Below are 21,267 nucleotides of genomic sequence, written 5' to 3' on the forward strand. Positions count from 1 at the left end.
TTTCATAGCTCAATTTCTCTTTTTATACTGTAATATTATTAGTTACTTCAGAATAAAAAGTCAGAATAATAAGAAATAAAAACTTTGGAATTTTCTTATTTTAAAACAGTAGACAAAATTCCAAAAATTGTGTTAGAATTTGTTTCAATATCATATCGCTTGTTAAATTCCTTTCAAAAGGAAAATAGGTACACGAACATTTCGTTTCGTGTTTAAAAGGGAAGCTTGGTGAAACTCCAACACGGTCCCGCCACTGTAAATGCTGAGATTTCTTTTTGGTGCCACTGTGAAAACGGGAAGGTGAAAGAAATTATATGAAGCATAAGTCAGGAGACCTGCCTGTTTTAACAACACTGATAGATTCACGGATGATGATGAGGTGTTAAAACAAAAAGGAAGGCTTATTTTCTATGTCTTTGCACTTTTTGTTATAGGTATTTCCTAGTAAACGGAAATGCTTACTTTCAATTAGGGAGGAATTTAAAATGGCAATTCAAACAAGTAACTTAGGTTATCCACGTATCGGACTACAACGAGAGTGGAAAAAAACATTGGAAGCTTTTTGGTCCAATAAAATTGATGAAGAACAATTTTTAACAACAATGAAAGAAATTCGCCTTCAACACGTAAAAGTACAGCAAGAAAAAGGGATTGAACTCATTCCAATTGGCGACTTTACATATTATGATCACGTTTTGGATACTGCCTATATGCTAGGATTTATCCCATCACGTTTTTCTGAGTTTACATCTTACCTTGATGTATATTTCGCAATGGCGCGTGGCTCTAAAAATCACGTAGCTTCCGAAATGACAAAATGGTTTAACACAAACTATCACTATATCGTTCCTGAATATGAAGAGGGATTACAAATCTCTTTAAAAGATAATCGTCCACTCCGCTTATACGAAGAGGCAAAACAAGAATTAGGAGTAGATGGAAAGCCTGTTATTTTAGGTCCATATACTTTCTTAAAATTAGCTAAAGGCTATACACAAGAACAATTCCCTTCCATTTTAAAACAGTTAGTTGCACCTTACGTACAACTGCTTTCAGAACTACATGCAGCTGGTGCACAAGCCATTCAAGTTGATGAACCAATTTTCGCTTCTTTAACGAAAGAAGAAGTTCAACAAGCAAAAGAAATTTATGAAGCTATTCGTAAAGAAGTTCCAAATGCGACTCTTCTTTTACAAACATATTTTGATAGCGTGGAAGAAAACTATGAAGAAATTATTACATTCCCGGTATCCGGTATTGGATTAGATTTCATTCATGGTAAAGAAGGTAATTTAAATGCTATTTCAAAATATGGATTCCCAGCTGATAAAACTTTAGCTGTCGGTTGTATAGATGGCCGTAACATTTGGAGAGCTGACCTTGATGAAGTTCTTGAGTTATTTACAAGGTTACAAAAACAAGTCCAAACGAAAGATTTCATCGTTCAGCCTTCTTGTAGCTTATTGCATACACCGATCGATAAAACAGAAGAAACTCACTTATCGACTGAGCTATTTGATGCATTAGCATTTGCAAATCAAAAATTAGAAGAGTTAGTTCTTATTCATTCCGCTCTCACTCAAGGTACAGAAAGCATTAGTACTGAGCTGGAAACATATCGAAACGTACATCATACAATTCGCTCATCTGCTGCACGTAACCGAGAAGATGTCAAAGCAGCACGAACAGCACTAAAAGATGAAGATTTTTCACGTCCTCTTCCATTTGAAAAACGATACGAATTACAACAAGTTGCCCTGGAGTTACCACTATTACCAACAACGACTATTGGTAGCTTCCCGCAAACAACTGAAGTTCGTCAAACGCGAAAAGAATGGCGTAACGGTGTTATTTCAAATGAACAATATGAACAATTTATTGAAAAAGAGACAGAAAAATGGATTCGTTACCAAGAAGAAATTGGTCTTGACGTCCTTGTACATGGTGAATTTGAAAGAACTGACATGGTCGAATATTTTGGTGAGCGCCTTGCTGGTTTCTCATTCACTAAAAACGGTTGGGTCCAATCATACGGTTCCCGCTGCGTAAAACCGCCTGTTATTTATGGTGATGTAGCCTTTATTAACGGAATGACTATTAAGGAAACAGTTTATGCACAAAGCTTAACGGAGAAAGTTGTAAAAGGAATGTTAACTGGACCTGTTACGATTTTAAATTGGTCCTTCGTTCGAAATGACATTCCAAGAAAAGAAGTTTCGTATCAAATTGCACTAGCTCTTCGTCACGAAATTGTACTACTTGAATCTTCCGGAATTAGAGTAATTCAAGTCGATGAGCCAGCACTTCGTGAAGGAATGCCACTAAAAGAAAAAGATTGGGATGCTTATATTACATGGGCAGTACAATCCTTCCTTTTAGCAACTTCTTCTGTAGCAAATGAAACACAAATTCATACTCATATGTGTTACAGTAACTTCGAAGATATTGTTGACGCGATTCGCGCATTAGATGCAGATGTAATTTCTATCGAAACATCAAGAAGTCACGGAGAATTTATTGATACGTTGAAACATACAACATATGAAAAAGGCATCGGCCTAGGTGTATATGATATTCATAGCCCACGTGTACCGAGTAAAGATGAAATGTATAAAATCGTAGAACAATCTTTAGAAGTATGCGATCCTAAATATTTCTGGATTAATCCTGATTGTGGTTTAAAAACGAGAAGAACAGAAGAAGTTATTCCAGCTTTAGAACATATGGTGCAAGCAGCGAAAGATGCTCGTTCCCTTTTAAAAACAAACGCATAACAAAAATGGGTTATCCTTTTCTCAGGATAACCCATTTTTATTCTTTACTTTCAAAGAAGAATTCGTATTGTATTTTATATAATTCATCATCCGTTGGCTCTTCAAGAGGAATTGCTTGTAAGACAACTGTATACTCACCATTTGGAATAGGTATTTGAAATTTGTTTGAAAGAATACTCGTTATAACGATACTTTCATTTTCAACCGTAAATGGAACCGTAATCGTTCTAACCACTTCTTCTTTTTCAATATGTTTCCCTGGGGTCACTTTCACTTCACAAGTATAATCAGAAAGTGCTTCAAAAATAACAGTTCCCTCTGCCTTAGCATAACCTCTTTCAAAATCTTCATCCGTCCAGTCTACATAAGGCTGCTCACCGTCATAGTTCATCAACATTAATTGCGAATAAGAAATTGTTAACTCCATAGTTCCCCTTCTCCTTCATCATGAAATGTACAAATACTACTTCACTTCAAACTTCACACGCGTACCATCTGGATATTTATCTAACTTATTCCCTACCCAAGAGCCTGCTCCCCGGTTATCCGCCGGACTTATATATTCAATATGTGCTCCTTTTCCGCCTTCCTTGCACATCGCCATTGGCCATTCATCACGATCATACCCTTTTTTTGATGGATACGGTGCTAACGACAATTTCCTTCTATCTGCAGCACCACCACGATCGATTGTACAAACTTCTGAATGCCCTTCTTTTATAGCATCCGTAATATGTTTTCCTGTCTCTGGATAACGTTCTTTCGGAAATCCTAACACTTGATCATACGTATTCGTTTTCTTTACACTTGTTTCCTCTGGCACAAGTACTTCATAAACTGCTACTAAAATAGACAGAATTGCGATAATTGAAATGATAATACCTTTTAATTGCTTCATGTATACCTCCATGTTTCTACCAGTTTCTTTTCCTCAGTTATTATAACAAACTTCTCCTGTATATGTTTTCAGACATTATTTTAGTTATTCCTTGCCATTCCGCCAAAAAATTTCATTTTTTCACTAATGCTGTAGAAAACTAATAGCCTTCCGACATTCTTTTTCAAAGGAAGTCCTCATAAAAGATTGAAATGATATATACGATACTTTTTGGGGAGGAAATATCATGGAAGCTACCTATAAAACGAAAGATGTCACGAATAAAACAGGCATCCCAAAACATATAGTCCGCAAATATAGTCAACTGTTAGAGGAACATGGTTATATGATTTCTAAAACAGCTGATGCTCGTATTTATAAACTTGATGATTTAAAACTATTGAAATCTATACATGAAAGAGCTGCCACATTACAAGAAGATATTTCAGAAACGATACCGATTATTTTAAAAGAAAAAGAGGCCCCACCTGTACCAGTTATACAAGATAAGCAAGAGATACAACCGAAAGAAAAAGAAGATGGGCGTAACTTTGAGGAGTTCATGTTGAAACTTGAAATGCTAGCTCAATTAAATGAAGCAATTATTCATCAAAATTCTACTCTAATTACACAAAATCGTTTAAAGGATGAGAAACTAGATGAATTGATGCAACAAGTGTATGTAAAAGAAGGCTCTCAAGAAAAAATGCTTCAAGAGTTAGTCGAGCACGCCGCTCAAACAGATGCATTGCAAAAAGAAAAAATGGACTTATTAATGAATCATATGTATAAACGAGAATCCAAACAAGAAGAAAAAATGAATAAACTTGTTAGTCAAATTTATAACAAGGACAGTAAACGTGATGCACAGCTTATGCAAGTTATTCGAGAAATTCAAGAAACAAAAAGAATGGTCGCTGCCTCAAAAGAGCAAAGCTTCTTTCAATCATTTAAAAGTTTATTTAGTCGAGCAAAACAAGAAAAAACAAATGAATAAACAATATAAAATAAAAAGTTACCTTCCATCGGTAACTTTTATTCCTTATTTTGTACAGCTGGTAATATAATAATTGCTTCAGTGCCTTTTCCACTTTCACTCTTATATTCCAATGTACCATTATGCGCTTGTAAAATACTAAATGTTACCATAAGCCCTAATCCTGTCCCTTTTTCTTTTAAAGAATAATATGGTTGCCCCAGCCTTGCTAACTGTTCTTTCGTCATACCAACACCACTATCTTTAACTCTTATTATGATTGTTTCGTCTTTTTGAATAGCTGTTACTTTTAAATATCCTTTATTTCCTTGAATTGCTTCAATACCATTTTTAACAACATTCATAATAGCTTGCTTCAATTTTGTCTTATCACCAATTGTATAAAGACTTTCTGAAATTTCAACTTGTAAATATACACCTTGCATCGCTGCAAATGACGACATAAGAGTGGTCATTTCTATTAATTGGGCTGATAAACAAATGTGTTCTTTTTTCTCAATTTGCGGCCTTGCTAAATTCAAGTAATCTGAAATAATTTGTTCCGCCCGATCCAATTCAGCTAATACGAGACGCATATAATCCTTATTCTTCACATCTTCCGTACTTTCTAGCAATTGGATAAATCCACGAACAACAGTAAGTGGATTTCGAACTTCATGTGCCACACTTGCTGCTAACTCACTTACAATATTAAGCTTTTCTGATTTTTGCATCTCTGTACGTAGTAATGCATTTTCGTTTAAATATTCAGTTAAATACACCTGAAATACCATTGTCATGACCATGATAAGCGAGGCAAATATAAATCCGCTATATATTTGCGAAATATACGGTGTAAATCCTGTTTCCAAAAGAACATTAATCATGCCTAATGCTAAAGAAACAAGCACATAAAATGATGAAATCATAAATGCTAAAATTAATTTCTTATCTCTTGAAAAAAGAGACCATTTCTTTGATAAAAATAGCGGAACTATCAATAGAAATGTTACTTCTAAAACTGGAAGAAAGCTCATTCCCTTTAGTAACCATTCATATGCAACAAAAATAACCGCTGGGATTAAACCAACAATCCCACCATATAAAAAACCACTGACAATTGGAATTGGGTGAAAGTTATACCCACACACATTGCCAAAACAAATAGAGTATGTCATGGAGAGAACGAGCGTAACGCTAGATAAAAACATAATAAAGTAACGATTTGGCTTCGGAGGCATTTCTTGATAGCGATTTAAACGAATCGCTTCATATAAAAATAGTGGTAAAATTATGATGGCAATTTGAATCAACAAATCACGGATAAGCTCCATAACCTCTCATCCCCTATATGTATTTTGATATGATTATATCATTTTATAGGTTTATTTGTTTTAAAATTTTGATTTTTCTTAACATATTTGTTAATTCTTTGTTAACAACTCATAATAATTGTTACAGATTTTCGAAATGATTGTAAACCCTGTACCAAATTTCCTTCGTGCAGTATACAATGAATACGGATTACAAAGAAAATGTAAAAATACTTTTTTAGACGGACAACTATAGCAAAATACAGCATATAATCCATACTATCTATGTTTACAAATAAGTGATCATTACTTTAGTAGGAGGAAGATAAATATGGCGGGTACTACGCTTGTTTTAAAAGAAGAAAATTTGGTTGTTCTAGAAAATGTTGAAAAATCAGTATATGAAGAGTTACAGCATAAAGCAGGAGATGAAGATTGCACATGTGCTGTGAACGAATCAGTTGTTCACCTTGGCAAGGTATCCTCTGTACTCTGGAATGAAGATGAAATAGATTGGGAATACGGATATTAAAAAGTCGCTTATAGCGGCTTTTTTTCTCTTTTCTCTCTCTTTCTAAATTACATATACAAAGCGCAATCATAGAAAATATGATAAAATGAACTTAATTTTCAAACGGAAGAAAGGGAGATACAATGGAACAATTCATTAACCCTAGAGTGAAGGATATCCAAATTTCTGGAATCCGTCAATTCTCTAACATGATTCAACACTATGATAATTTGATTTCTTTAACAATCGGACAACCCGATTTCCCTACACCTTCTCTCGTAAAAGAAGCGGCAAAACGGGCTATTACAGAAAACTATACAAGCTATACACATAACGCTGGTTTACTAGAATTACGTAAGGCAGCTTGTAACTTCGTAAAAGATAACTACGATTTACATTACTCACCTGAAAACGAAACCATCGTTACAATTGGTGCTAGCGAAGCAATTGATGTTGCATTCCGAACGATTTTAGAGCCAGGAACAGAAGTAATTTTACCTGCTCCTATTTATCCAGGTTACGAACCTATTATTCGATTATGCGGTGCAACGCCCATTTTTGTAGATGTTCGTGAAACTGGATTCCGTTTAACAGCTGACGCGCTAAAAAATGCTATTACAGAAAAAACAAGATGTATCGTACTACCATATCCTTCTAACCCAACTGGTGTAACTTTATCCACAGAAGAATTAAAAGATATTGTAGATGTTTTAAAAGATAAAAATATTTTCGTCCTTTCAGATGAAATTTATAGCGAGCTTGTGTATGAACAAAAGCATACATCTATCGCTCATTTCCCAGAAATGCGTGAAAAGACAATTGTCATTAACGGTTTATCTAAATCACATTCTATGACTGGCTGGCGTGTTGGACTTTTATTCGCACCAAGCTATTTAGCAGGACACATATTAAAAGTTCATCAATACAATGTAACGTGTGCTACTTCAATCGCTCAATACGCTGCGATTGAAGCATTAACAGCTGCTAAAGACGCACCCAAAATGATGCGCCACCAATATAAAAAACGCCGTGATTACGTATATAATAGACTCACTCAAATGGGATTAGCAGTTGAAAAGCCAACAGGTGCATTTTACTTATTCCCATATGTTGGTCATTTGACATCTTCATCATTTGATTTTGCACTTGATCTTGTCAAAGAAGCTGGACTAGCTGTAGTTCCTGGAACAGCATTCTCTGAATACGGTGAAGGCTACCTTCGCTTGTCCTATGCATATAGTATCGAAACTTTAAAAGAAGGCTGCGACCGATTAGAAGCCTTTCTAAAGAAAAAAGCTAAGAGTTAAACTCTTAGCTTTTTTCTGCATAATGATCACAAGTTTGACGTTTTAGTAATTTATGAGGAATAATGATACACTTTGCAGTGGATTCTGCATTCTCTACTTTATCAACTAAAGCTTTCGCTGCCTCATATCCTAGCTGATAAATATTCACATCAACTGTCGAAAGTGGAGGGCTCGCAATTTCTGATAATAAAGCATTATTAAAGCTTACAATAGAAACATCCTTCGGTACAACGAATCCTTTTTTAGAAAGAGCACTTAACACACCAAGTCCAATTAAGTCATCCGTTGCCATAATTGCCGTCGGCGGTTGCTGCAGTCCCATTAATTCCTCAACGGCTTGTTGACCACTTTCCCTCGAAAAATCAAAATGTAAAATATATTCTTTTGGTAATACAATGTCTGCTAATTTCAAGGCATCACTCATACCAGCTAAACGATCTCTCGTTACAAGTAAATCTGATCCACCACCAATGAACGCGATTTGCTTATGCCCTAATAAAATTAAATATTCTGCCACTTCTCTTGCAGCTGTATAATTGTCATTATCTACATATGTAATTTCATCTTTTCGATCATATGGTTTTCCTATTAAAACAAACGGGAAATTCTGTTCATGTAAATATTGAATAATCCGATCATTCTCCCTTGAATATAAAAGAATAATGCCACCAATTTGGCGTCCCTGTACCATCTTTACGACACCATTAAAAATTTCTTCTTCCGTTTCACCTGTCGACATGTAAAGCGCATAACCTTCTACGTGTGCAAATGAACTAATCCCTCTTATAACTTCTGGGAAAAATGGATTTTGAAAAGCTTTACTTGCAGAACTTGGCATAACAAGACCAAGTGTTTTCGTCGTTTGGTTCGCAAGATTTCTCGCATTTAAATTGGGATGATACCCTAATTCACTCATCACTTTCCTAACACGGCGCTTTGTCTTTTCACTTATACTTGGATTATCAGCAATTACACGAGAAACTGTTGATGGTGCAACATTCGCTTGCTTCGCCACATCTTTAATTGTAACTGTCATAAAAATCCCCCTCCTCTCATTTCTCTGTCATTTTTCATATATTTTATCTCGCATTCATTGCAAGTCATAAACTTTCATTTCTTATATCTTGCAAAACTAATCCTATTCTCCCTCTTCATGTATTGTAAGGGATATAGCTATTTTTTCCTATACTATAATATACTATTTATTTCACTTCTTTTCACATGTGATGTCAAATCTCTTTTCATCTCCCTATAAAGTTATTTATAGGGAGATGAAAAGAAAAATGGGACGTAATGTCCCATTTTTCATCCTTTTGTACCTCCAGCTGTTAAACCGGAAACAAAATATTTTTGTAGTGATAGGAATAAAATTGAAATCGGGATCGCAATTAACACTGAACCCGCTGCAAACGTTGTAAATTCATTACCGAATTTTTTCGCAACCATTTCATATAATCCAACTGCTAAAGTATAATTTTCTGGTGTTCGCAAAATAATACTCGCTAAAATGAAATCTGTAAATGGACCAATGAAAGTAAATAATGCTACAACCGCTACGATTGGCTTTGCAAGTGGCATAATGATTTGCCAGAAAATACGGAAATGCCCTGCTCCATCCATTCGAGCTGATTCATCCAACTCTTTCGGAATCGTATCAAAATACCCTTTCATAAGCCATGTATTCATCGGAATTGCTCCGCCCACATAAATTAAAATTAATGCAAGGTGTGTATCAAGTAATCCTGTTAACTGAGCTAATATATATAGTGCGATTAACGCTGCAAAATTCGGGATCATTTGCAGAATTAAAAATGTTAATAAACCATTCTTTCTTCCAACAAAACGATATCTCGAAAATGCATAAGCAGTAAAACTAATGGCTAGTACAGAGAAAATCATCGTCATTACGCTAACTTTCAAAGTATTTTTATACCAAAGTAAGTAATTACTTGAATCGAGATCAAGTAGCTTGCGATAATGATCTAATGTGGCATTTTTCGGAATAATACTTGACCCAGATAAACTATCACCTGGATTAAACGATGAGCCAATTATCCATAGTAATGGATAGAAAACAATCGCACACATTATGAAGATAACTAAATAACTTAATGAAAGACGTAGCATCTTTTGTCGTTTAATATTCATTTACATCATATCCTCTTCTTGGAATGATTTTGTTCTCTTAAATTGCCATAACGCAACTGTAATAACGATTAACGATAAAATCATTGTAAGAGCTGCTGCTTTGCCGTATTGAGCCGAAGTCATCGTTAACTTATAGATCCATGAAATTAAAATATCCGTTCCACCTGCATTTTGTCCAGACACAGCAGGTCCCCCGTTATTAAATAGATAAATAATACTAAAATTATTAAAGTTAAACGTATATTGCGTAATTAATATTGGCGCTGTTGCATATAACACAAGTGGCAATGTAATTTTGCGGAACTGTTGCCAAGCAGTTGCTCCGTCTACTGTAGCCGCTTCATATAATTCTCCTGGAATCGATTGCAGTATACCTGTTGTCATCGCAAAGACGAACGGGAAACCAAGCCACGTTTGAATCATAATTAAAGCAATCTTTGACCAAAACGGGTCTGTCATCCAAGCAATCTTTTCAATCCCGAATAAAGCTAATACTTGGTTATTAATTGCTCCAAATGTTTCATTAAACATACCAGCAAATACAAGAATAGATACGAATGCTGGAACAGCCCACGGTAAAATAAAGATTGTTCGAATAATTGCCTTACCTTTAATACCAGGCTGATTTACGATAATCGCTAAAAAAATACCAAGTGCAACTTGTAATGTTGTTGCAACGAATGTCCAAATGACAGTCCAAGAAAATACACTTAAAAATGTATCTCTCCACATCGGTAATGTGAAAATATCAATAAAGTTTTTAAAGCCCACCCAATCTACTAATTTAGCTGGAGGAGAATGATATAAATCATAGTTTGTAAATCCAATTAAAATTACGAAGATGATTGGAAATACGACAACAAAGATAAGTAGTAGAAAACCTGGTGAAACCATTAAATAAGGAAAGCCTTGATCTAACAAATTACGGTATTGCTCTTTTACAGAATTTAACGGTGTTCCAATATCACGTTTCTTCCCATTTTGATATGCATCATATAAGTTAAATGCATATATGCCAAGCCCAAAAGCGATAACGATAAGTGCCAAGATCCCTTCTACTAATAGAAAGACGGAATGGTCACGTGGAACTTCTGTACCGAGCGTTACAATGCCCCATAATCCCATATTTAATAAATCAGCAAAGGCTACAATAAATGAACCTGTTAATACTAGAAAAATAAGACCTTTTACAAATTGTTTATTATACATTTGGCCCACGCCTGGAATGATTGATAACATGGTTGCCACTTTCCTATGCTTTGAATCATTTAACCCCTTTGCAGGTTCCATAGATGTTTGCATGTTCCTTCCCCCTTTTTTCTTCCTACATGGAAGGGAGAGAATTCGTGCCCCTCATATTAGAGGCACGAATTTCACCTTATTTTTTCTTACTATGATTTGCCTCAATATTACCTTTAATTTGTTTCACTGCACTATCAAGTGCGGATTTTGGTGCTTCTTTATCTGATACAACTAATTGAAGCGCATCTCCAGCTGGTTTCCAAACTTCTTGCATTTCTGGAATATTTGGCATTGGAATTCCATTTTCAGATTGTGTCGCAACCGCTTTTGCAGCCTCATTTTCTTTAATGATTGGATCTTCCATTACTGATTTTACTGGTGGAATTTCTTTCGTTTTCTCAAAGCGAATTTTAGCATTTTCTTCATTTGTAACCCACTCAGTAAATTTTGTAGCTAAATCATTTTGTTTAGAGAAGCTTGTTACATGCCATCCTTTTACGCCAACGAACGTTTTCATCGGTTGACCATTTGGTAATTTCGGCATTGGAGCAACACCATAGTCTATTCCAGCCTTTTCCATCGCTTGGAATGCCCATGGACCATTCATAATAGATGCTGCTTTTCCTTCATTAAATAATCCATCTGCAGCTGAACCACCAGATTCACCGATAATACCTTTCGGGAATAACTTTTCTTTATACCATTTTTGAATATATTCAGCACCTTGTACCGCACCGCTATTATTTAATCCAATATCATTTGCATTTGGCTTTCCATCTTTTTCACCAAATACATAACCACCCATACCTGCCATAAATGCATTAGCAAAGTAGAAGTTATCTCCTAGTGCTAAAAATCCGTATTTTCCATCTTTCGTAAAGTCTTTTGAGAAGTTAAACAGTTCATCCATCGTTTCCGGCGCTTTTTGCATCATTTTTTTATTATAAATAAAGATTGGTGTTTCAATCGCTTTTGGTAAACCATATATTTTTCCGTTATATGTTTGTGCTTCTATTGATAAATCTGTAAATTTACTTTTTACTGTATCATCTACTTTCACTTCTGAAAGTAGCCCTTCTGTTACCGCATTACCAATATGATCATGTGGCAATGTTACAACATCTGGCCCTGTGCCAGCTGGACCGTCGAGACGAAGTTTTTCTATTTGTTTCGTCATCTGAACCTCTTCAACTTTTACTTTCACATTATATTTCTTTTCAAAACTTTTCACCGCTGGCTCTAGACCCACACCTTTTTTCTCATCTTCCCAAACAAGAAGATCATAGTCTTTTTTCGCTTTACTTTCCTCTTTTTTCCCTGAATCTTTCGGTCCACATGCAGATAACATACCAATAGATAATGCTGAAACCGTTAATAATGATAATGCTTTCTTCATCCCAAAAACCTCCCTAAATTGTCTATGTACCTCAGTAACTGAAAACGTTTGCATTTAATAGTTTAATTGAAGCGCAAACAATATCTCAAGTCTATGAAAACGTTTGCGCTATTTGTCTATCATTATACATTCTTTTATTCATTTTGCAAATATTAATTTAAAAATTATGTCATTATACTCTTTATACATTGACTTTATATGAAATGAATACTACTCTTATAAGCAATATTAAAGCTATAAGAAAGGCAATCGTTTGCAATCTAGGCTTTATTATTACACTTCAGGGAATACTATGTATAGAGATATTGAAGGGGGATTTTCTATATGTTTAAAGAAGCCATTTATCATAGGCCGAAAGATAATTATGCATACGCTTACGATGAACAAACTATTCACATCCGAATACGTACTAAGAGAGATGATGTTCAAAGCGCCGATCTTATTTACGGTGATCCTTACGAATGGAAAGACGGGAAATGGATATCAGCAAGTACACCAATGAAAAAAACGGGTTCTACTGCATTATTTGATTATTGGTCCATTGCAATCGAACCAAAATTTAAGCGCTTACGTTATGGTTTTGAATTAAAATCTGAAACAGACACTCTTATTTATACAGAGCGAGGATTCTTTTCTAACATTCCAAATGATGATGTTGGTAACTTTTTTTGTTTTCCATTTATTCATGCAGATGATGTATTCAAAGCACCATCTTGGATTAAAGACACCATTTGGTATCAGATTTTCCCTGAACGATTCGCTAATGGCGATAGTACGCTGAATCCAGAAAACACCCTTCCTTGGGGAAGTGCGAATCCTACGCCAACTAATTTTTTCGGCGGGGATTTTGCTGGTGTTATTCAAAACCTTGATTACCTTGTTAAGCTTGGCATTTCCGGAATATATTTCACACCTATTTTCAAAGCTTATTCAAACCATAAATATGACACAATTGACTATATGGAAATTGATCCACAATTTGGGACGAAAGAAACTTTTAAAGAGCTCATTGAAGAATGTCATAAGCACGGTATAAAAGTCATGCTCGATGCTGTGTTTAATCATAGTGGATACTTTTTCGAGAAATTTCAAGACGTACTAGAGAATGGTGAGAAGTCCGCATATAAAGAGTGGTTCCACATTCATGATTTCCCGATTATAACCGAACCACTTCCAAATTATGATACTTTCGCCTTTACACCGTATATGCCTAAATTAAATACAGCTCATCCAGATGTAAAAGAGTACTTACTTGAAGTAGGACGTTATTGGGTACGAGAATTCAATATAGATGGCTGGCGCCTTGATGTCGCAAATGAAGTCGATCACAACTTTTGGAGAGAATTCCGAACTGAAATAAAAACATTAAATCCTGAAGTATATATTTTGGGAGAAATTTGGCACGATGCCCTTCCGTGGCTACAAGGCGATCAATTTGATGCTGTCATGAGCTATCCTGTTACAAACGCTCTACTTTCTTACTTTGCTAACGATTCCATTAAAGCAAGTGAATTCATGAAGCAAATTACAGAATCTCTACATTCCTACTCTATGAATGTAAATGAAGCAGCCTTTCATTTATTAGATAGCCATGATACTCCAAGAATTTTAACAACATGCAATGGAGATAAAAATAAGTTGAAATTGCTCTATGTATTCCATCTTTCTTTCATCGGCTCTCCATGTATTTATTACGGAGATGAAATCGGCATGGATGGTGGTATGGACCCCGATTGCCGTAAATGTATGATTTGGGATACTAAAGAACAAGATCATGCATTATTTACACATATACAAACATTGATTTCATTACGAAAACAACATGCAGCTTTTGGAGGACATGGTACTTTTCAATTCATCGAAGCAAATGATGAACATAATTATATTTCTTATACGAAAACATATGAGGATGAAACTATCTTTTTCGTTTTAAACCCCACTAATAGTGAAGTTACAGTTTCACTCCCTCTTCATGTTACTGGTAAGAAAATAATTAACATTTATACAAATGAAGAATTTTCAGCAGAAGCAAGTGTATTACAAGTTACACTTCCTCCATATGGATTCTCCATATTAAAATGGTAACCCAAAAAATCCTTATGCCAAGGTGGCATAAGGATTTTTCTTATTTCAATTTGAATACCATCGCTTCATACGGACGTAATGTAATGTTATCTATCGATCCGATTTCTACATCGTAATTGTGTATGAATAATTCTGATTCACTATAACTAATATCCTCAGGCATTTCAAATACACTTTCATCCGCAGTAAAGTTTGCAATAACAATTAGTTTTTCGTCTCCATATGTTCTTACATAAGCAAAAATAGAAGGATTATTCTCTAATATTAAATCATATGATCCATATACAACTATTTCATTATTTTTGCGTAGCTCAATTAATTTCTTATAGTAATAAAAAATTGAACCTTCATCTTGGATTGCTTGTTTCACATTAATCTCTTTATAGTTAGGATTTACAGTAATCCAAGGTTCACCTGTTGTAAATCCAGCGTGATTCTGATCATCCCACTGCATCGGAGTTCTAGCATTATCACGACCCTTTATATAAATAGATTCCATTACTTTTTCTATATCTTCACCATGGTCTATCACTTTTTCTTTATACATATTTAACGTTTCAATATCTCGATATTCATCAATTGATTGGAATCGAACGTTCGTCATTCCGATTTCTTCACCTTGATAAATATATGGCGTTCCTTTCATCATATGAAGAACAGTCGCCAACATTTTTGCAGATTCGATGCGATACATTCCATCGTTACCAAAACGAGATACAACGCGAGGCTGATCATGGTTATTCCAATAAAGGCTATTCCATCCGGTATGCTCTAATGCTTTTTGCCACTTTGTTAAATTCTCTTTTAAAGTAAGAAGTGAGCATGGTTTTACATCCCACTTTCCACCTTCTCCTGAATCTAAATCCATATGTTCAAATTGGAATACCATTTGCAACTCTTTTCGTTCTTCTCCAGTATACAATTTGGCTTCTTCTGTCGTTACACCTGGCATTTCACCAACCGTCATAATATCATAATTCGATAATACTTCCTCATTCATTTCATGCAAATATTTATGAATGTTTGGACCATTCATAAAATGTTTATGACCTGAAACATAACCATCTTCATCTGTTTCAACTGTTGGTAACCCTTCTTCTTTAGAAATAAAATTGATAACATCCATGCGGAATCCATCAATTCCTTTTTCTAACCAAAACTTCATCATCTCATAAACATCTTGTCTTACCTTTTCATTATCCCAGTTTAAATCCGGTTGTTTTTTAGAAAACAGATGTAAATAATATTCATCCGTCATTTCATCATACTTCCATGCAGATCCACTAAAAGCAGCTCCCCAGTTGTTCGGTTCTTTCCCTTCTTTTCCAGGACGCCATATATAGTAATCTCGATATTTATTATCTTTTGATTTACGTGATTCAATAAACCAATTATGTTCATCAGATGTATGATTAACAACTAAATCCATCATCAATTTCATATTACGTTCATGCATTTCATGTAATAGTTCATCCCAATCTTCCATTGTTCCGAACTCGTTCATAATTTTACAATAATCACTTATATCGTAACCATTATCATCATTTGGAGATTCATAGACAGGTGATAACCAAATCACATCAATCCCTAACTCTTTTAAGTAATCTAGCTTTGAAATAATCCCTTGAAGATCTCCTATACCATCACTGTTACTATCCATAAAGCTACGAGGATAAATTTGATATACTACGCTTTCTTTCCACCATTGTTTTTCCATTATGCTACCCCATTTCATTCATAATTCATTTTTCTTTTTTTAAGGCGCAAACGTTTTCATTAATGAATGATAACAGATTCTATCTCAATTTAAAATAGCGCTTACAATTTTTATTGTTCTTTTTCTAAGAAAACATGCGAAAATCACTAATAACTCTCCAATATATGAAAACGTTTTATTTTTTTATTTATTTTTTGAATCTATTCGTTTATAATGAACTCAAAGAAAACGTTTGCATAATTATTTCTAGGGGGAAATACCATGGCAGAACTTAAATTAGAAAACATTTATAAGATATATGATAATAACGTAACAGCTGTAACTGATTTTAATTTACACATTCAAGATAAAGAATTTATCGTATTTGTCGGTCCTTCTGGATGCGGAAAATCTACAACATTACGAATGGTAGCTGGACTCGAAGATATTTCAAAAGGCGAGTTTTCAATTGATGGTAAACTAATGAATGATGTTCCTCCAAAAGATCGAGATATCGCAATGGTCTTCCAAAACTACGCTCTTTATCCACATATGAGTGTATATGATAATATGGCATTTGGATTAAAACTTCGAAAAATACCAAAAGATGAAATCGATCGTCGTGTAAAAGATGCAGCAAAAATTTTAGGACTTGAACAATATTTAGATAGAAAACCGAAAGCATTATCAGGGGGACAGCGCCAACGTGTTGCGTTAGGTAGAGCAATCGTTCGAGATGCAAAAGTTTTCTTAATGGACGAGCCATTATCAAACTTAGATGCTAAACTCCGTGTTGCAATGCGCTCAGAAATTTCTAAGCTACATCATCGCCTTGGAACAACAACAATTTATGTAACACATGACCAAACAGAAGCAATGACTATGGCTTCGCGTCTTGTCGTTATGAAGGATGGAAAGATTCAACAAATTGGAACACCAAAAGAAGTATATGAAACACCAGAAAACATTTTCGTGGGTGGATTTATCGGGTCACCAGCGATGAACTTCTTCCGTGGTAAATTGACTGAAACCGATTTCGTTATAGACAATACTATAAAAATCAAAGTATCTGAAGGAAAAATGAAGATGCTACGTGAACAAGGCTATGTAAATAAGGAAATTGTTTTAGGTATTCGCCCGGAGGACATTCATGATGAACTACTATTTTTAGAAGCTTCACAATCTACTACTTTCACAACAAAAATTGAAGTTGCTGAATTGTTAGGTGCTGAATCTATTTTATATATGAAACTTGGAAATCAAGATTTTGCAGCACGTGTTGATGCAAGACATATATTCTCACCTGGAGACCAAATTAAATTGGCATTTGATTTAAATAAAGCGCATTTCTTTGACAGCCAAACAGAACAACGTATTCGCTAAAAAAATTTCCTTCTATATAACATACAAAAAAACCGTCCACATATATTGAGGGCGGTTTTCATTATTATACTAGGGCTTCTACTGTATGAAATGATTGTCCTTTCGTGCCAATAATACCGAAAATCGGTAAATCACTAAGCACCACTTCTTCTTGCTGTTTCATAAAAGATGACGTTAATTGTTTTATCTCTATCCAAACGTCATTAATACAAAGTACATTGGAATCGTTCTCTTGTTGGCGAGAAAAAATAGAATCTATTTTATATAAACCAGCATTTTGAAAAAGCATGTCAATGCGACTGAATGCATTCAAAGTAATGCTAATAACGCGTTGCCAATCTCCTTGCTTTTCCATATCATAGAATACAAAAAGGGCTTCTCCGCCTAGATTCGTAATTTCCTCCACTGTTGCTTGTCCACTTTCTTGATCAATGTCCGTCACAATTACTTTTGCGCCTTGTTTAGCCAACAAAAGAGCTGTATTACGTCCAATACCGATGCCACCGCCAGTTACGATAGCAACTTTTCCTGCAAGCTTCATTTTCATTACCCCTTCTATAAGTCTTACCGTCATTCAGTATACTCCTTTATGAGATTATTCTGCAAGCAAGAAAAATTGCTATTCGATTTGTAAACGTTTACTTTTTATCCTTCTTTTTTCTTACTCTTACGCTGATCAAGAACTAGACCGATAAAAATGAGAATGCCCCAAAAAATTATGCTACCTCCTGTCATCTCAACTTCCCCCTTATTATATAAAGTAAAACTTTAATCAGCCCCAAATGGTGAGATAAAGATATTATTTTTAATCATTATACCATTATCTTAATTTTCAATCTATTATAAATAGAAATGACACATTTTAGCTTTTCCTCACTGTGAATATTCACAATATACTTATAAAATAAAAAAAGACCCTTATATATATAAAAAGGTTTTTTTTTATTTTATTATACAAGACTTATTATTTTCGTCTTTGTAATTAAGTCCTGAAAACCGCAATTGTCTTTGCGGAACAACATCATATATACGTTACATATTAATGGAATTCCTAATAGCAATACGTTCGGTAATAACACTACAAAAAATCTTATAATTAATGTTTGCAACGTTAGCTTTTCACTCTTCAATGAAATTAATTTTATTCTCGTTACCTTTTTGCCAAGTGTAACACCGTTCCAAATAAAGGGTAATACAATAAAATATATCGCCATTAATATGAAAACTACTGCGAAATCATATCTAAAATCACCTAAGCTTATATTAAAGCGCTTAAACATAGCACTATAGTTTCCGGTCATAATAGCTACTACTGCACCATACATAACCGAGATTAAAAACATGTCAATTAGGGAAGCACCTATGCGATTCATTACAAGCGCTGGACGATGCATCTTTAACTTCATTTTATGTCGACTCCTTCATATCCTTCTTTACCCGTCTCATCGTACCACTTCTAAAAAACATTGTAAACTAGCGTTTCTCTTACTTTTCTTGTACAATTTGTTACAATAGCATTATAAAGGAGGTTCCCATATTGAAAAAATGGATAATCCTATTCATCGCCTTCCTATTAACTGGTTGTGCAGGAAACACAAGTCACTTAACTTATACGGTTAACGATGAATACGAACTCATACGTACTTCTGGAAATGCATTTGAACTTTTCCCCTCGCAAGATGCTGTATATGCCACACAATACATCCCTGCAAAAATTACAGACATTGCTTGGGATGATAAATACATTATTGCAAAACAAACTGAGGAAAAATCAGATCCAAATAACCCTGACGCAGCAATTGCAAATAAAAAAAGTGAACATTATTGGATTATTGACGTAAAGCACAATAAACGTTTCGGTCCCTACAATGAAAAGCAATTTAACGAACAAAAAGATGCGTTTAAAATTAAGGTGCCTTTTCAAAATGTAGATTCATACATAAAAGAAATAAAAAAACAGTCAGCATAATATTTGAGTGCTGACTGTTTTTCTTACATTATTTTAAAAACACCTTACTCCGAAAGTGAGATATTAAACGTTTGTGACTCTTTTACAACATCTTGTGTTTCAGAATCTCCTGCAAGTAAATCATCAGTTGTAAACTGAATATCCTTTACTTTGTCTTTTCCATCGTCAAGTATTAAACCAATAATACCATCTCTTGTTTCACCAGGCTTATAGTCTTCTCTTGACACATTTTTTGTACCAACTAACGTATCTTCATCATATAAAAAGTTTTGAGTCGCTACTTTAAAATGTTGCTTACCATTAATCATAACATCATTCATAGAGAAAAATTGCATATTTTTATTCCCGCTATTCTCCACTTTATATGTAATCTCAACATAACGAATTGTATTACTAATCTCTGTTCCACTTAGCGATGCATATAATTCTGCATCTTCTTGGCTTACTTTATCCCCTAATCTACGTTTTACTTCTTCAGGAGTTAGTGCCGTGTATACTTTCAATGTATTTTTTGCTTTTTCACTCATCTGTGATAAAGAGATTACTTTCACATCTTGTACGTGAATTTTCATTGGCGCTACTTCAAATGTTTGATTCACAGAGTGCATCTGCTCTAACTTGAAAGTACCCCATCCTGTTTCTTTCACTTTTTGTCCTACTTTTTTCAGCTCACGCCCACCATATTCTTTCGTTTCAGGAATAGATTCTTTCTTCTTCGGTTCAGCTTTCTTTTCTTCTTGATGGAAGCAACCACTTAACATAAGAAGAAAACTACATAAAACAAAAATACTTTTCCATGCTTTCATCATTTCATTTCTCCTAACACTATCATTCATGAATATAAAATTAGTCCCTTGCCTTGTAAACTATAGAAACAATGAAAAGTCCACAAAATGAACTTGTCAGTCCAGATACTATTATACCTCCAATTTGGAAAATATGAAAATAGGGATCTAGGAACGCATGCACGATAAATATAATAGTTGCCACAACAATTACTGAAATCCAATACTTTCTTTTTTCCGAAGCTAAAATAAGATCTTTACCCATTCCATTTCTATACTTCCATAAAACGTATACTAATAATAGAAAACCAATACATGTACTTCCATGTTGCATATATTTATAAACAGGGATACCGTACCATTCTCTTTGCAATAATGGTATTTTCATAACAAAATAGCCTGTCTTATGAGTGAATGCATCCCAAACAACATGCGTTAACATACCGAATAATGCTGAATAACAAAATACAAAAAGATCCTCCCATGTATGAAGCCCCCATCTCTTGTCTATTGCATATGTATAGTAGCCAGCAAATGGTTTAGGTAAATGTGTTATAAAAGGCTTTTTTAAAACGTAATGATATATACATGCTAATAAGAAGACAAGTGGTAAATTTAAATATAAGAACCCAAGCCACGTATGCCCAATAACACCATACGGTCTAAAGTGTAAAAAATATTCAAAGTCAGGCGCCATACTACCTAATATAAGAGCCGTTACGGAAATATGTTTAGAATGCTTTTTAGCCAAAGGAAGAACCGCTGCTGGATGTGCAAATGTAAACGGCATGTTTTAACTCCTTCT

The 21,267-nt window shown here is 34.5% G+C and carries 20 protein-coding genes and 1 riboswitch; of the genes, 7 read left to right on the forward strand and 13 right to left on the reverse strand.

Annotated elements, in window-relative coordinates:
* The first annotated feature begins 169 nt into the window (after window positions 1–169).
* A riboswitch (cobalamin riboswitch) is annotated at window positions 170–357 on the forward strand.
* A gap of 128 nt (window positions 358–485) precedes the next feature.
* A complete protein-coding gene (metE, locus tag ACS2FK_RS01615) occupies window positions 486–2,774 on the forward strand; it encodes a 5-methyltetrahydropteroyltriglutamate--homocysteine S-methyltransferase (protein ID WP_063548527.1) in 2,289 nt (762 codons plus the stop codon).
* A 37-nt stretch (window positions 2,775–2,811) separates the two neighbouring features.
* On the opposite strand, the gene comJ is transcribed toward metE, so the two are convergent.
* Window positions 2,812–3,201 (reverse strand): competence protein ComJ, encoded by a 390-nt coding sequence (gene comJ, locus ACS2FK_RS01620; RefSeq protein WP_063548529.1) that lies wholly within the window; start codon window positions 3,199–3,201, stop codon window positions 2,812–2,814.
* A 36-nt stretch (window positions 3,202–3,237) separates the two neighbouring features.
* Window positions 3,238–3,672, reverse strand: a complete 435-nt coding sequence (nucA, locus tag ACS2FK_RS01625) for a DNA-entry nuclease (protein WP_063548531.1) — start codon at window positions 3,670–3,672, stop codon at window positions 3,238–3,240.
* A 226-nt stretch (window positions 3,673–3,898) separates the two neighbouring features.
* Here nucA and ACS2FK_RS01630 point away from each other — a divergent pair, with 226 nt between their 5' ends.
* Entirely contained in the window at window positions 3,899–4,648 is a 750-nt protein-coding gene (locus ACS2FK_RS01630; RefSeq protein WP_063548533.1) for a DUF3967 domain-containing protein, read from the forward strand.
* A 38-nt stretch (window positions 4,649–4,686) separates the two neighbouring features.
* Here ACS2FK_RS01630 and kinB read toward each other — a convergent pair whose 3' ends face one another.
* A complete protein-coding gene (gene kinB / locus ACS2FK_RS01635) occupies window positions 4,687–5,961 on the reverse strand; it encodes a sporulation sensor histidine kinase KinB (RefSeq protein WP_063548535.1) in 1,275 nt (424 codons plus the stop codon).
* A 310-nt stretch (window positions 5,962–6,271) separates the two neighbouring features.
* Between kinB and ACS2FK_RS01640 the strand changes: the two genes are divergently transcribed.
* Together ACS2FK_RS01640 and ACS2FK_RS01645 are read left to right on the forward strand one after the other, a co-directional pair.
* Window positions 6,272–6,472, forward strand: a complete 201-nt coding sequence (locus ACS2FK_RS01640; protein WP_000929276.1) for a hypothetical protein — start codon at window positions 6,272–6,274, stop codon at window positions 6,470–6,472.
* A 122-nt stretch (window positions 6,473–6,594) separates the two neighbouring features.
* Complete coding sequence (locus ACS2FK_RS01645) at window positions 6,595–7,758, forward strand: aminotransferase A (RefSeq protein ID WP_000434552.1); 1,164 nt, start codon at window positions 6,595–6,597, stop codon at window positions 7,756–7,758.
* A 4-nt stretch (window positions 7,759–7,762) separates the two neighbouring features.
* On the opposite strand, the gene malR is transcribed toward ACS2FK_RS01645, so the two are convergent.
* From malR to ACS2FK_RS01665, 4 genes are all read right to left on the reverse strand, one after another.
* Window positions 7,763–8,794, reverse strand: a complete 1,032-nt coding sequence (malR, locus tag ACS2FK_RS01650; protein WP_063548537.1) for a maltose operon transcriptional repressor MalR — start codon at window positions 8,792–8,794, stop codon at window positions 7,763–7,765.
* Between the two features lie 269 nt (window positions 8,795–9,063).
* The gene (gene malD / locus ACS2FK_RS01655) at window positions 9,064–9,906 is read right to left on the reverse strand and encodes a maltosaccharide ABC transporter permease MalD (protein WP_001022603.1); all 843 of its coding nucleotides are present in this window, start codon (window positions 9,904–9,906) and stop codon (window positions 9,064–9,066) included.
* Window positions 9,907–11,208 carry a maltosaccharide ABC transporter permease MalC gene (gene malC / locus ACS2FK_RS01660; RefSeq protein ID WP_001194982.1) on the reverse strand — a complete coding sequence of 434 codons (1,302 nt, stop codon included), beginning with the start codon at window positions 11,206–11,208 and terminating at the stop codon, window positions 9,907–9,909.
* 76 nt (window positions 11,209–11,284) lie between these two features.
* Window positions 11,285–12,544: an extracellular solute-binding protein gene (locus tag ACS2FK_RS01665; RefSeq protein ID WP_000709931.1), complete on the reverse strand. Its 1,260-nt coding sequence runs from the start codon at window positions 12,542–12,544 to the stop codon at window positions 11,285–11,287.
* Between the two features lie 324 nt (window positions 12,545–12,868).
* On the opposite strand from ACS2FK_RS01665, the gene ACS2FK_RS01670 reads away from it, so the two are divergent.
* Window positions 12,869–14,629 carry an alpha-glycosidase gene (locus tag ACS2FK_RS01670; RefSeq protein WP_063548539.1) on the forward strand — a complete coding sequence of 587 codons (1,761 nt, stop codon included), beginning with the start codon at window positions 12,869–12,871 and terminating at the stop codon, window positions 14,627–14,629.
* Window positions 14,630–14,669: 40 nt separating this feature from the next.
* On the opposite strand, the gene malL is transcribed toward ACS2FK_RS01670, so the two are convergent.
* The gene (gene malL, locus ACS2FK_RS01675; protein WP_063548541.1) at window positions 14,670–16,346 is read right to left on the reverse strand and encodes an oligo-1,6-glucosidase; all 1,677 of its coding nucleotides are present in this window, start codon (window positions 16,344–16,346) and stop codon (window positions 14,670–14,672) included.
* A gap of 261 nt (window positions 16,347–16,607) precedes the next feature.
* On the opposite strand from malL, the gene ACS2FK_RS01680 reads away from it, so the two are divergent.
* Window positions 16,608–17,708, forward strand: coding sequence for an ABC transporter ATP-binding protein (locus tag ACS2FK_RS01680; RefSeq protein WP_000818934.1), 1,101 nt, complete (start codon window positions 16,608–16,610; stop codon window positions 17,706–17,708).
* Between the two features lie 64 nt (window positions 17,709–17,772).
* On the opposite strand, the gene ACS2FK_RS01685 is transcribed toward ACS2FK_RS01680, so the two are convergent.
* The 3 genes from ACS2FK_RS01685 to ACS2FK_RS01695 all read right to left on the reverse strand — a co-directional run bounded on the left by ACS2FK_RS01685 (window position 17,773) and on the right by ACS2FK_RS01695 (window position 19,114).
* Window positions 17,773–18,282 (reverse strand): SDR family NAD(P)-dependent oxidoreductase, encoded by a 510-nt coding sequence (locus ACS2FK_RS01685; RefSeq protein WP_000218413.1) that lies wholly within the window; start codon window positions 18,280–18,282, stop codon window positions 17,773–17,775.
* Between the two features lie 71 nt (window positions 18,283–18,353).
* Window positions 18,354–18,443 carry a hypothetical protein gene (locus tag ACS2FK_RS01690; protein WP_000145638.1) on the reverse strand — a complete coding sequence of 30 codons (90 nt, stop codon included), beginning with the start codon at window positions 18,441–18,443 and terminating at the stop codon, window positions 18,354–18,356.
* A 215-nt stretch (window positions 18,444–18,658) separates the two neighbouring features.
* A complete protein-coding gene (locus ACS2FK_RS01695) occupies window positions 18,659–19,114 on the reverse strand; it encodes an RDD family protein (RefSeq protein WP_000769080.1) in 456 nt (151 codons plus the stop codon).
* 131 nt (window positions 19,115–19,245) lie between these two features.
* Between ACS2FK_RS01695 and ACS2FK_RS01700 the strand changes: the two genes are divergently transcribed.
* A complete protein-coding gene (locus ACS2FK_RS01700; RefSeq protein WP_063548543.1) occupies window positions 19,246–19,677 on the forward strand; it encodes a DUF3997 domain-containing protein in 432 nt (143 codons plus the stop codon).
* 44 nt (window positions 19,678–19,721) lie between these two features.
* Here the strand turns inward: ACS2FK_RS01700 and ACS2FK_RS01705 are convergent, their stop codons facing one another.
* Together ACS2FK_RS01705 and ACS2FK_RS01710 are read right to left on the reverse strand one after the other, a co-directional pair.
* A complete protein-coding gene (locus ACS2FK_RS01705) occupies window positions 19,722–20,486 on the reverse strand; it encodes a hypothetical protein (protein ID WP_000973900.1) in 765 nt (254 codons plus the stop codon).
* A gap of 37 nt (window positions 20,487–20,523) precedes the next feature.
* On the reverse strand, window positions 20,524–21,252 hold the full coding sequence (locus ACS2FK_RS01710) for a DUF4184 family protein (RefSeq protein WP_001116896.1): 729 nt from the start codon (window positions 21,250–21,252) through the stop codon (window positions 20,524–20,526).
* Between the last annotated feature and the right edge of the window lie 15 nt (window positions 21,253–21,267).

The sequence above is a fragment of the Bacillus cereus group sp. BceL220 genome (assembly GCF_051776965.1).
Taxonomy (GTDB): domain Bacteria; phylum Bacillota; class Bacilli; order Bacillales; family Bacillaceae_G; genus Bacillus_A; species Bacillus_A cereus.